Source organism: Streptomyces canus (assembly GCF_041435015.1).
GTDB lineage: Bacteria > Actinomycetota > Actinomycetes > Streptomycetales > Streptomycetaceae > Streptomyces > Streptomyces canus_G.
Genome location: NZ_CP107989.1, coordinates 6,314,261 through 6,326,382, shown reverse-complemented (window position 1 = coordinate 6,326,382; position 12,122 = coordinate 6,314,261). Strand labels below are relative to the sequence as shown.

General features: G+C 69.2%; 9 protein-coding genes and 2 tRNA genes. 6 read left to right on the top strand and 5 right to left on the bottom strand.

Annotated elements, in window-relative coordinates:
• Window positions 1-8 precede the first annotated feature (8 nt).
• The 3 genes from ehuA to OG841_RS29015 all read left to right on the top strand — a co-directional run bounded on the left by ehuA (window position 9) and on the right by OG841_RS29015 (window position 1,922).
• Window positions 9-785, top strand: a complete 777-nt coding sequence (gene ehuA / locus OG841_RS29025; protein ID WP_280857839.1) for an ectoine/hydroxyectoine ABC transporter ATP-binding protein EhuA — start codon at window positions 9-11, stop codon at window positions 783-785.
• A 220-nt stretch (window positions 786-1,005) separates the two neighbouring features.
• A complete protein-coding gene (locus tag OG841_RS29020; protein WP_328638837.1) occupies window positions 1,006-1,764 on the top strand; it encodes an IclR family transcriptional regulator in 759 nt (252 codons plus the stop codon).
• An 84-nt stretch (window positions 1,765-1,848) separates the two neighbouring features.
• Window positions 1,849-1,922, top strand: a tRNA-Lys gene (locus OG841_RS29015).
• On the opposite strand, the gene OG841_RS29010 is transcribed toward OG841_RS29015, so the two are convergent.
• The 5 genes from OG841_RS29010 to OG841_RS28990 form a co-directional block, all read right to left on the bottom strand.
• Entirely contained in the window at window positions 1,888-3,534 is a 1,647-nt protein-coding gene (locus OG841_RS29010) for a long-chain-fatty-acid--CoA ligase (protein WP_328638838.1), read from the bottom strand. The genes OG841_RS29015 and OG841_RS29010 overlap by 35 nt on opposite strands.
• A 41-nt stretch (window positions 3,535-3,575) precedes the next feature.
• Complete coding sequence (locus OG841_RS29005; RefSeq protein ID WP_328638839.1) at window positions 3,576-4,010, bottom strand: hypothetical protein; 435 nt, start codon at window positions 4,008-4,010, stop codon at window positions 3,576-3,578.
• Between the two features lie 86 nt (window positions 4,011-4,096).
• Window positions 4,097-4,702 carry a lytic polysaccharide monooxygenase auxiliary activity family 9 protein gene (locus OG841_RS29000; protein ID WP_328638840.1) on the bottom strand — a complete coding sequence of 202 codons (606 nt, stop codon included), beginning with the start codon at window positions 4,700-4,702 and terminating at the stop codon, window positions 4,097-4,099.
• A 96-nt stretch (window positions 4,703-4,798) separates the two neighbouring features.
• Complete coding sequence (locus OG841_RS28995; protein ID WP_328638841.1) at window positions 4,799-5,908, bottom strand: SPFH domain-containing protein; 1,110 nt, start codon at window positions 5,906-5,908, stop codon at window positions 4,799-4,801.
• 110 nt (window positions 5,909-6,018) lie between these two features.
• On the bottom strand, window positions 6,019-7,344 hold the full coding sequence (locus tag OG841_RS28990; RefSeq protein WP_328638842.1) for a peptidoglycan-binding protein: 1,326 nt from the start codon (window positions 7,342-7,344) through the stop codon (window positions 6,019-6,021).
• 165 nt (window positions 7,345-7,509) lie between these two features.
• Between OG841_RS28990 and OG841_RS28985 the strand changes: the two genes are divergently transcribed.
• From OG841_RS28985 to OG841_RS28975, 3 genes are all read left to right on the top strand, one after another.
• Window positions 7,510-7,583, top strand: a tRNA-Lys gene (locus OG841_RS28985).
• A gap of 573 nt (window positions 7,584-8,156) precedes the next feature.
• On the top strand, window positions 8,157-10,166 hold the full coding sequence (locus OG841_RS28980; protein WP_328638843.1) for a glycosyltransferase family 2 protein: 2,010 nt from the start codon (window positions 8,157-8,159) through the stop codon (window positions 10,164-10,166).
• Window positions 10,163-12,100, top strand: coding sequence for a kelch motif-containing protein (locus OG841_RS28975; protein ID WP_328638844.1), 1,938 nt, complete (start codon window positions 10,163-10,165; stop codon window positions 12,098-12,100). Before OG841_RS28980 ends, OG841_RS28975 begins: the two co-directional genes overlap by 4 nt.
• Window positions 12,101-12,122: the final 22 nt, after the last annotated feature.

Sequence of the window (12,122 nt, the reverse complement as noted above, 5' to 3'; positions counted from 1 at the left end):
CTCCCCTGATGAAAGAACCCGACGCAGGCGCCAACCCGCCGGTGGACGGCAGCGAGCTGATCCGCTTCGAGAACGTGACCAAGCGCTTCGGGTCGAACACCGTCCTGGACCAGCTGAACTTCTCCGTGGACTCCGGCAAGCACGTGACGCTGATCGGCCCCTCCGGGTCCGGCAAGACCACGATCCTGCGGATGCTGATGACGCTGACCAAGCCCGACGAGGGCACGGTCACGGTCGACGGCCAGACCCTGTTCCCGGCACCGGAGAAGCAGCTCCGCGAGGTGCGCAAGAAGATCGGGATGGTCTTCCAGCAGTTCAACCTGTTCCCGAACATGACGGTCCTGCGCAACATCACCGAGGCACCCGTCACCGTGCTCGGCATGTCCAAGGACGAGGCGGAGGCACGCGCGCGTGAGCTGCTCGACCTGGTGGGCCTCGCCGACAAGGCCGGCGCCCGGCCGACCCAGCTCTCCGGCGGCCAGCAGCAGCGGGTGGCGATCGCGCGGGCGCTGGCCATGCGGCCGCGGGTGCTGCTGCTCGACGAGGTGACCTCGGCGCTCGACCCGGAGCTGGTCGCCGGCGTGCTCGACGTGCTGCGGGACATCGCCCGCACCACCGACATCACGATGCTCTGTGTGACCCACGAGATGAACTTCGCCCGGGACATCTCCGACCAGGTCCTGATGTTCGACTCGGGCCGCATCATCGAGTCGGGCGCGCCGGAGAAGATCTTCAGCGACCCCGAGCAGGACCGCACCCGGGAATTTCTCAGCGCGGTTCTCTGACGCCAAGAGATGAACAGCGTTCAACCTTCGAGGTCCCGGACCCGGGTCATGTCTCTGGCATATGCCAGGGTGTCAGCGCCCCTGCTGAGAGGCCCGGCCCGGGGACGGAATCTCGTCAACAGCCGCTCACTACAAGCCTTTTGCCGGTTATCGTGGAGGGGATCGCTGTCTGGATTACGGCCCAGTAGTAGTGCGACCGAGCGAGCGCAGGGGGAAAACCGTGGCGCTGAAGCACGAACCGACCGCGCCGTACCACTCGGCCCAGGACGCACTGCGCGTCCTGGAGACAGTGGCGCGGCACACCGCCGGAGTCACCGACGTCGAACTCGCCCGTACCACCGGCCTCGACCCGGAGCGGCTGACCACCGTCCTGAGGATGCTGCGCCGCGAGGGGTACGTCGAGCAGGTCGCCGACGGCGCGTATGTGACGGGAGCCGCCCTGACCAGGCTGAGCTCCTCGCACGACCGTGACGAGGCCCTGCGCGACAAGCTCCAGCACACCCTCGACGAACTGCGCGACTCGATCGGCGCGGCCATCTACATCAGCCGGTACGTCGACGGCGAGGTCACCATCGCCCAGTACGCCGACGGCCCCGCCACCCCGGCGGTCAACGAGTGGGTGGACTTCCGCTCCTCCGCCCACGCCACCGCCCTCGGCAAGAGCCTGCTCAGCCAGCTCGACCACAACGGCCGCCGCGATCACCTCTCCCGGCACCGCATGACCCGGCTCACCTCGCGGACCATCACCAACGACAAGCTGCTGCTCTCCCGCCTGGAGGCCCAGCCGCCGACGGTCCCCCATCTCGACCTCCAGGAGTACGCGGTGGGCACGGTGTGCGCGGCGGTGCCGATCACGGCGGGGTCGTCGGTGGGATGCCTCGCACTGTCCCTGCCGGTCGACCAGGCCCACCGCCTGCGCCAGGCGACGGACCGCTTGAACAGGGGGGCGGCACCGGTCCTCCTGTCACTGGCGATCTAGGTTCGGCCGTGGTCAGAAGCACCCCTTCCGACCGGGTAGTATTTTCTCTGTCGCCAGCCGCCGAAGGCGGAGGGCGAGAGTCATGCGCCGCTAGCTCAGTTGGTTAGAGCAGCTGACTCTTAATCAGCGGGTCCGGGGTTCGAGTCCCTGGCGGCGCACCGGTGAAGGGCCTCTCGTGGGAGCGAGGGGCCCTTCGGCGTTTTCCAGTCTCCGGTACGTCCGCCTCCCCGGTGGCCGCCACCACACCGGGTCCGCGCACCGCACGCCCTCTTTCCTGAGCCGCGCCCGGTGGATCTTGTTCGTGGCGGTCACCGGCATCCGCTCCACCACCCGCACGAACCGGGGCGCCATCTTCGTCCCGAGATCGGGCTGGGCTTCCAGGAAGTCCACGAAGGCCTCCGGATCGAAGGTCCCCGCGACGGTCGCCATCACCTGGTCCCCGGTCACCGGATCCGGCACCGCGTACACGGCGACGGCCACCGCCCCCTCGTAGCGCGCGAGGATGTTCTCGATCATCGCCGCGGCCAGGTTCTCGCTGTCGACGCGCAACCGGTCGTCGGTACGGCCCGCGAAGTAGAGATAGCCGTCGGCGTCCCGGTAGAAGAGGTCCCCGGTCCAGTACCAGCCGCCCCGGCGCCGCTCGGCCTCCGCCTCCGCGTTCCGCCAGTACCCCTCGAAGGGGTTCGGCGCCCGGTTCACCAGCTCGCCTATCGCCTCGTCCCCGTTCAACAGCCGCCCGGCCGTGTCGAATCGTGCGGGGGGACACTCCTGCCCCGTCTCCTGATCGAGGACGACGAGCCCGGGTCCCGCCCGACCGACCGCGCCCACCGGCGTGCCGGGCGCCCACTGGATCGCCGCGCCGCCCTCGGACGACCCGTACCCCTCGACCAGCCGCACCCCGAACCGCCGCTCGAAAGCCGCCGCGTCCACCGCCCCGGCCTCGGTGCCGAAGCCGAGCCGCAGCGGGTTGTCCCGGTCGTCCTCGCGCGGCTCGGTGGCCAGGACGTACTGGATCGCCCGGCCGACATAGGTGAAGTACGTGGCCCCGTACGCGCGTACGTCCGCCAGGAACCCCGACGCCGAGAACCGCCGCCTCAACGCCACCCCCGCCCCGCTCGCCAGCGCGGGCGCCCAGTCGGCGATCACCGCGTTGCCGTGGAACATCGGCATGCAGAGGTAGTGCACGCCGTCGGGACCGAGCCGGAACTGGTCGGCCAGCGACCTCCCCGCCGCGGCCAGGCGGCCCTGGGAGCAGAGCGCGGCCTTGGGGGCGCCGGTCGAGCCGGAGGTGAAGTAGAGGAGCAGCCGGTCGTCGGGCGCGGCGCGGGAGGCGTCGGGCTCGGCGTCGGCGTAGGGCGCGAGCAGGGTGTCGTACTCCTCGGTGCCGGTCACCAGCAGACGGACGCCGGGGAGGTCGAGGTCCCGCAGCAACGACAGGTGGGACGCCTCGGTGATCAGCACGCGGCACTCGGTGTGCAGGATGTCGCGGGCCAGTTCGGGGCCCCGGCGGGTGGGGTTGACCCCGGCGACGGCGGCCCGGGCGAGCGCGGCGGCGCTCAGCCACAGCGGGTACTCGGGGGTGTTGTCGAGCAGCACACCGATGTGGGCCCCGGCACCCGGTAACAGGTCGGTGAGCAGCGCCGCCCGGGCGGCGGCGCCGGCGGCGACCTCGTGATGGGTGAGCACCCGCCCCTCGAACCACAGCCCGGGCCGATGGTCGCCCCACCGCCCGGCGACGAGCTCGGCGACCGTACGCCTCCTGGAGTCCATGGAGGCGCACGGTAGTTGACGGACCGTCAGATGTGGAGGGGCTAGGACGTCGCAGTGAGGGCGACCATGACGACCGCGCAGACGAGCACGACCACGCCGGCCATGGCGAGCACCGCGCAGGCGGCGCACCCGTGCCCGCCACGGCCGGGGCGGGCCGTCGCCACGACGTCCGGGCCGTCGGCGTAGTGGACGGTGACGATGTCACCCTCGAGTATCGTCCCCGGACCGCCCTCCTCCTCGAAACGGACGACCCGGCCGTCACGGGCCCTGAACTCGTACACATGGCGCAGGCTGGTGCGCACCCCTGTGTCGCCGCCCCCGTGGGCCATCGCGTACACCCGCAGGCACCGCCCCTCGGCGGTCAGCCCGCTCTGCCAGGCGCTGCGTATCCGGAGCCAGCGCCGCACCACGACATACGCGGCGAGGAGGACCACGGCCATGATCTGGCCGGGAATGATGTAGAAGAAGGCGTCCATGGCAGATCCCCCGAGGTCAGGCACCGATCGCGTGATCGTGTGGGGGAACCTACCCCGGGGGAAGCCTGGACTGTCTCAAGCGATGCTCAGAACGTGACGTCCGAGCAGGCGTAGAACGCGTTCGTCGTGTCGGCGATCGTCCACACCGCGACGATCACATGCCGTCCGCTGAGCCCGGACGGCAGGGTGCCGCTGTGCGAGAGGGTCGAAGGGGGGCGCTGGCCGTTGTAGGGGACGGTCAGGAACGGGGTGAGGTTGAGGTCGGAGCGGGCCAGGTTGTGGTTCTGGTTCCAGCCCGCCCTGGTGACGTAATACTTGAAGTCGGTCGTGGCGTGCATGGCGGTGAACTGCCAGCGGAAGGTGTAGCTCTGGCCGCCCGTCACCTTGGTCGCAGGCCAGGCGCCGCCCGACGGTGTTCTCGGCGCGCTGAGCTGGCTGAAGCGGCTGACGCCGCCGTTGCATATCTGGCCGTCGGCCGGACCGCCGGCCGGGAAGCCCTTGGGGCCCTCGACGCTCTGTGGCTCCCACTGGATGTCGCCGCAGTTCGTCACGGTGCCGTTCTGGCAGAGCTTCTGCCTGCTGATGGGGAGGTCGGTGTAGCCGTGGCTGCTGGCGCCGCCGGAGGAGAGCACGACGGCTCCGGCGGTGGCGAGGCCCACCACGGCGGCGTACCACTTGGTCTTTTTGCGCATGCTGCCGCTCCTGGAGAACGTGGGGGAAGTTCAGTGAGCTTGCAGGTCTAGACCAAGTCCCAGATTATTACCGTGCGTTGACCATGTCCATCCCCGTCACCCGCCCTGTTCTGCACGCCCCGCGCAGAACGCCACCGTCAAGTCCTTGACCAGCGCCTTGCGTTCGTAGTCGTCCAGTTCCACCAGGCCGCGCATGGTCAGCCGGGTCACGGTGTCCTCCACCGAGTCCACGACCGAGGTGAGCACGGTGGCCCGGTGCTGGGCGTCCAGCGCGGCGATGCGGCGGCGGTGCATCGCCGCGGCGACCTCGGGGGCGTACTCGACGCGCAACGGCTGGACCGAGAAGACCTCGACGCCGACGGGCACGGTCTCCGCGGCCACCAGCCGGGTCAGCGCCTCCCCCGCCGCGTCGACCGAGCCGCGGCCGGAGCCCGGCGCCTCCACCGGGACCCGGGCGAGCGCGGCCTCGACGCACTCGCGCAGAAACGTCTCGTGGTCGTCGACGCCCAGCGTGGCCCGCGCGGTGTCCCGCACCCGCCACACCACGAGGACGACGACCCGGAGCGCGACCCCGCTCGCGTCGGCGGCCGGCATCGGCTCGCCGCGCCAGTGCCGCAGCCGTACGTCGACCCGGCGGCGCAGCAGCAGCGGGTTGACCCACATCAGGCCGGTGCGCCGGACGGTTCCCCGGTAGCGGCCGAACAGCCCGAGCACCCAGGCGCGTCCGGTACGGCCGCGGGCCAGTCCGCCGAAACCGAACAGCCCGAGGGCACCGGCTCCGGCGTACGCCGCCCACTGCGCCGGGCCGAGGCCCGCACCCGCGAACTCCGGGACCCTGAGAGCCTTCAGGGCGAGCGGCGGCAGCACCCCCGCCCACCACGAGGTGACCGCGCACCCGGCCAGTCCGCAGGCGCCGGCGAGGACGCCCGCCGAGCCCGGCAGCACGCGTGCGGGGCGCTCGCCCAGCTCGGGGTCGACGTCCGGGGCGGGGCGCGGGGTGACCTGGCCGTTTCTGCGCAGGCGGGGCTGCTCCCCGGTGCCCTGCCGGCGGGCCACCACCGCGGGCCGCAGCGGGACCGACACGGGGTCCGGGTCGTCACGGAACAGCAGATGGACGGGGATCTCGGTGGTCGCCTCGTTCTGGATGAGCCGGGCGGGCCGTGACGGTCCCTCGGACTCGGGGGTGTGTGAAGTGGTCGTGCTCATGAGTGCCTCCAGCCTCCGCGCCAGATGCGTCACAACAGGTGATGACGAGCCAGGTGATGACGCGCCGGGTGATGACGAGATGACACGCCGGGTCATGGCGCGTCGGGTGACTACGAGAAGAGCCGCCGCCAGGTCTCCGGCCCCGGGTAGCCGTCCGCCGCGCCGCCCCGCCAGCCCTGGGCACGCTGGAAGGCCTCGACGCCCCGACGGTCCGGCTCGCCCCAGCGCGGTCCCGGCCCGGTCGTGTAGTACTTGCCGAACCCTTTCTTCACCAGCTGTCCGCCGAGCTGGGTGACGTACTTGTTGCTCGCACCGGGGCGGAACATCGCGCGCCCCGGGTAGCCGGGGACCCCGTGCGAGGAGGGCGCGGGCGGACCTGCCGTCCCCGTCCGACCACCCGCCCCGATGTCCTTGCCGCCGCCCGTCACCAGCAACGTCCAGGTCCGCGCCCCGGGCAGCCCGCCCGCGTCCTTGCCCCGCCACCCCTGCGCCTGCTGGAACTCCTGGGTGGCCCTGCGGTCCGCGTCCGTCCAGCGGGGGCCGGGGCCGGAGGTGTAGTAGCGGCCGGCGCCGCGTGCGACGAGCATCCGGCCGAGCTGGGTGACGTACTTGTTGTGGGCCCCGGGCCCGAAGTAGGCACTCCCCGGGTAGGGCGTCACGGCCGGTGAGCCCGGCTTGCCGTTGTCGGGCTCGGCGGGGTCCGGCGCGGTGCCCGTGGTGCCGCCCGCGAGGCCCTTGTAACGGTAGGGGACGTACCGGTCCGAGTTGCTCCAGTAGGCGTACGGGGTGGCCTGCTCGCGGGCGTGCGGGCGGGTCTCCTCGTAGGCGACGTAGTAGGTGCGCGTGTAGTCCGTCCAGCCGCCGAAGAGGACGACGTGGGAGCCCTGCTCGGGGTTGTCCGGGTTGTGGAAGAGCAGGATGTCGCCGGGCTGCAGGTCGTCCTTGGCGATCTTGATCCCGTACTGGCCGAGGCTGCCGGTCCACTCGTTGCCCGGCAGGTTCCAGGCCATGGACACGAAGCCCGAGCAGTCCTGCCGGTAGCCGTCGCTCCAGTAGTCGGACATGCTGTACGGCACCTTCGCGGCGACCCACTCCTTGGCCCGCCTGATGATGTCGGCGCGGGTGGTGGTCGTCGCCTTGGCGTCCGCCGGCCTGCCGCCGGGGCCGTGCAGCGGGGCCTTGCCGCCCTGCGGGGTGTCGGGCTCGTCACCCGCGGGAACGCCGGGACGGGCGGGGGCTTGAGGGGCGGCGTGGGCCGGGGCCGCGTGGACCGCGCCGAAGGCGGTGGAGGCCGCCGCGGCGGCCGCCAGGATCACGACTCGGGTGGCCGCCGGGTGACCTCCGGTCGATCGTGGGAGAACGCGACGCCAGTGGACGCATCCGGGGCAGTCGCAGTCGCTCGCGGGATCGATTTCCTCGAATACCGGAGTCTCCATGCGACGCCCCTCACGCTCCAGGTTGATATGTCCGCAACTGTGCACATTCGTCAGTTTCTCAACTGTCGCCCGCACGCGCATGCTGACGGTCCGAATGATGTACGGCGCCCCCGGGAGCGTCCCGGAGCACCCTCCGGCATCCGGTAGAATCATGCAGGTCAGCAGGCGCCGCTAGCTCAGTTGGTTAGAGCAGCTGACTCTTAATCAGCGGGTCCGGGGTTCGAGTCCCTGGCGGCGCACAGACGACTGAAGGCCTCCCGCGACAACGGGGGGCCTTCAACGTTGAGACGAGTGACTCCGGGCAACCAGGGTCGGCCGGGGGTCCGGGGGTTGCCCCCGGGAAGACGCAGCATCAGCGGGTCCGGGGTTCGAGTCCCTGGCGGCGCACAGACGACCGAAGGCCTCCCGCGACAACGGGGGGCCTTCAGTGCTGCACACGGAAGGCCCCTCGCTCAGGCGGAGGGCCTTCTTGTATGACAGGCGCCACATTGAACGCGTATGACCGGTAAACACCGCGTTTCGCATCTTGCGATCATGATGTGCACCGTAGAACCCTGGTTTTTCAAGATGCTGCGGATACGCGGCAGTTGGGGGGCAAGGATCCGGTTGTCGGTGTTGCGGGGAAAGGGGCCCCGCTTCGGAGGACGCCGAGGGGGGCGTCTGCAACCGGAAGGCCGCTGTTACCTGTCTAATGCTGTGAAGATTGTGGTGACTGCGGCCCACCACTGATACGCCTGTGAAGGTCGAGGGGGACCGGAGCAGCCGTAAGGAAACGACGACACGCGGCTCGTCCGCGTGTGGGGGGATGACTCATGACGTCGACGCCGACGGGCGCCCGGCAGAACTTCGACCCGTCCGACACCACTCAGCTCAGGCTGCCTTCGCATCGGACCGGCACACTGCGCCGGATAAAGAAGACGCTTCCGAAATACGACTACGAGCACTACAGCAGACTGGCCGGTCCCCTCACGCAGCCCGACCCGGGCCAGCCCTACAAGGTGCAGTACCGCTCGCTGATCTCGCAGGAGCCGCACCGCATCCGGGTCGCCCTGATGCTCGCCGCGGCGCCGCTGCTCTCCCTGGTCCTGCTGGCCTGGCTGTTGCAGCCCGAGCACTGGACCGAGCGGGACTACCCGGCCTTCTCCTGGCTGCCGGCACTGGACATCGTCATGCTGGTCTCGATCGGCCTGATCGAGTTCTTCCGCTGCATGAACGTCCTGTCCAACGCGCACGCCACCCTGGTCGCCCGCGACCCCATCCCGGTGGTGCCCGAGACCGGCACCAGAGTCGCCTTCCTCACCTCCTTCGTGCCCGGCAAGGAGCCGCTGGAGATGGTGACGAAGACCCTGGAAGCCGCGGTGAGGATCCGCCACCGCGGCCTCATGCATGTCTGGCTCCTGGACGAGGGCGACGACCCGGCGGTCAAGGAGGTGTGCGCCCGGCTCGGCGTGCACCACTTCTCCCGCAAGGGCGTCGAGAAGTGGAACCGGCCCAAGGGCCCGCACCGCGCCAAGACCAAGCACGGCAACTACAACGCCTGGCTGGACGCGCACGGCGACCAGTACGACTACTTCGCCTCCGTGGACACCGACCACGTGCCGCTGCCCAACTACCTGGAGCGGATGCTCGGCTACTTCCGCGACCCGGACATCGGCTTCGTGATCGGCCCGCAGGTCTACGGCAACTACGACAACTTCGTCACCAAGGCCGCCGAGTCCCAGCAGTTCCTCTTCCACGCGCTGATCCAGCGCGCCGGCAACAAGTACGGCGCCCCGATGTTCGTGGGCACCTCCAACGCCGTACGGATCAAGGCGCTGAAGCAGATCGGCGGGCTGTACGACTCGATCACCGAGGACATGGCCACCGGCTTCGAGATCCACCGCGCCAAGAATCCCGCGACCGGCAGGAAGTGGCGCTCGGTCTACACCCCGGACGTGCTCGCGGTCGGTGAGGGCCCCAGCGCCTGGACCGACTTCTTCACCCAGCAGATGCGCTGGTCGCGAGGGACGTACGAGACGATCCTCAAGCAGTACTGGAAGGGCTGGTACTCGCTGCCGCCGAGCAAGCTCTTCAACTACACGATGATGATCATCTTCTACCCGATGTCCGCCCTCAACTGGATCCTCGCGGCCCTGAGCTGCGCGCTGTTCCTGGGCCTGGGCGCCTCGGGTGTGAACATCGACCCGACCGTGTGGCTGATGCTCTACGGCAACGCCTCCGCGCTCCAGATCGGCCTGTACATCTGGAACCGCCGCCACAACGTCTCCCCGCACGAGCCCGAGGGCTCCGGCGGGGTCGCGGGCATGGTGATGTCGGCGCTGTCCGCCCCGCTGTACGCGAAGGCGCTGGTCGACTCGCTGCTGCGGCGCAAGAGCAAGTTCGTGGTGACGCCCAAGGGCGACTCGGCCAGCCCCGACCGGTGGTTCGCGACCTTCCGCTACCACTGGTACTTCATCCTGATCTTCGGTGGCTCGATCGGTGCCGGTGTCGCCCTCGGTCACTCGCATCCCGCGATGATCATCTGGGCGACCTTCGCCATGCTGATCACCGCGACACCGATCTTCACCTGGCGGCACATGCTGCGACAGGCGAAGAAGAAGCCCGCCGCGGCCGCCGAGGCGCCCCAGGGGCCGGTGATCCCGGCTCAGATTCCGGCGCAGTACCAGCCGCAGCCGCTGCCTGCCCAGCACACTCCGGCCCCGCACGCCCCGGCCCACAAGCCGACCTGGGCAGCCGGCTCGAACCCGGGCACCGCAGGCGACGAGGGCAACGACCAGACGATGCAGATCGCCCTGGGTGGACTTGGGGGACGTAAGGAATGAACGACCGTGCAGGCCGCCGCCGCGCCCGTCGACTCGCGATCGGTACGGCGGTGGTGCTCGCGCTGGCCGGGATGAACGGCCCGTGGCTGTACCGCTTCGGGACGGAGAAATACCACCAGTACCAGATCAACAAGCCCGAGTACAAAGCCGAGAACGGCAAGTGGGAGATCGTCGATTTCCCCGAGAAGTACCGGCAGAACACCATCCACGCGGCGCTGCTGCGCACCGGGAAGGTGCTGCTGGTGGCGGGCTCGGGCAACAACCAGGACAACTTCGACGCGAAGAAGTTCGACACCCGGATCTGGGACCCGGTCAAGGGCACCATCAAGAAGGTGCCGACGCCCAAGGACCTGTTCTGCACCGGGCACACGCAGCTCGCGAACGGCAATCTGCTGATCGCCGGTGGCACCAAGCGGTACGAGAAGCTCAAGGGTGACGTCACCAAGGCCGGCGGCCTGATGATCGTCCACAACGAGAACCCGGACCAGCCGATCACCCTGCCGGCGGGCACCAAGTTCACCGGCAAGGAGAACGGCAAGACCTTCGTCTCCAAGGACCCGGTCGTCGTGGAGCGGGCCACGAAGGTCTTCGACAAGACGACCGGGAAGTTCCTGCGCAACGACCCCGGCCTCGGGCGTATCTACGTCGAGGCGCAGAAGAGCGGCGCCAAGTACGAGACGGGTACCCAGGACAACTACCGGATCCAGGGTCTGACCGGGACCGATGCCCGTAACACCTACGGCATCGCGCAGAAGCTCGCGCTCGACAAGAAGGACTTCCAGGGGATCCGGGACGCCTTCGAGTTCGATCCGATCGCGGAGAAGTACATCAAGGTCGACCCGATGAAGGAGGCCCGCTGGTATCCGACACTCACCACCCTGAGCGACGGGAAGATCCTCAGCGTCTCCGGGCTCGACGACATCGGGCAGCTGGTGCCGGGCAAGAACGAGGTCTTCGACCCGAAGACCAAGAAGTGGAGGTACCTGCCGAAGGTCCGCCAGTTCCCGACGTACCCGGCGCTGTTCCTCATGCAGAACGGCAAGGTCTTCTACTCGGGGTCGAACGCGGGGTACGGGCCGGACAACGTGGGCCGGGTGCCGGGCATCTGGGACGTGGACACCAACAAGTTCACGAAGATCCCGGGGCTCAGCGACGCCAACGAGATGGAGACCTCCGGGACCGTGCTGCTGCCGCCGGCGCAGGACGAGAAGTTCATGGTGATCGGGGGCGGCGGGGTCGGTGAGTCCGCGCTGTCCAGCAACAGGACCCGGATCGTGGACATGAAGGCGGACAGCCCGAAGTTCGTGGACGGGCCGACGCTGGAGAAGGGGACGCGGTATCCGCAGGCGTCGATCCTTCCCGACGACAGCGTGCTGGTGTCCGGGGGATCGGAGGACTATCGCGGGCGCGGTGACTCCAACATCCTCCAGGCCCGGCTGTACCACCCCGACACGAACACCTTCGATTCGGTGGCCGATCCTCTCGTGGGGCGCAACTACCACTCCGGCTCGCTGCTGTTGCCGGACGGGCGGGTGATGTTCTTCGGATCGGACTCGCTGTACGGGGACAAGGCGAACACGAAGCCGGGTGTCTTCGAGCAGCGGATCGAGATCTATACGCCGCCCTATCTGTACCGGGATTCCCGGCCGTCACTGTCCGGGGGGCCGCAGACGATCGCTCGGGGTGCCTCCGGGACGTTCACGTCTCCGCAGGCTTCCGTGATCAAGAAGGTGCGGTTGATTCGGCCCAGCGCGTCCACTCATGTGACCGATGTGGATCAGCGGTCCATCGAGCTGAAGTTCACGGTCTCCGGGGACAAGGTGAAGGTGACGGTGCCGGAGAAGAAGAATCTGGTGCAGTCGGGGTGGTACATGCTGTTCGTCGATGACGATCAGGGGACGCCGTCCAAGGCACAGTGGGTTCGGGTGCCGTAACACCAAAAGCGCTCCCGCACCT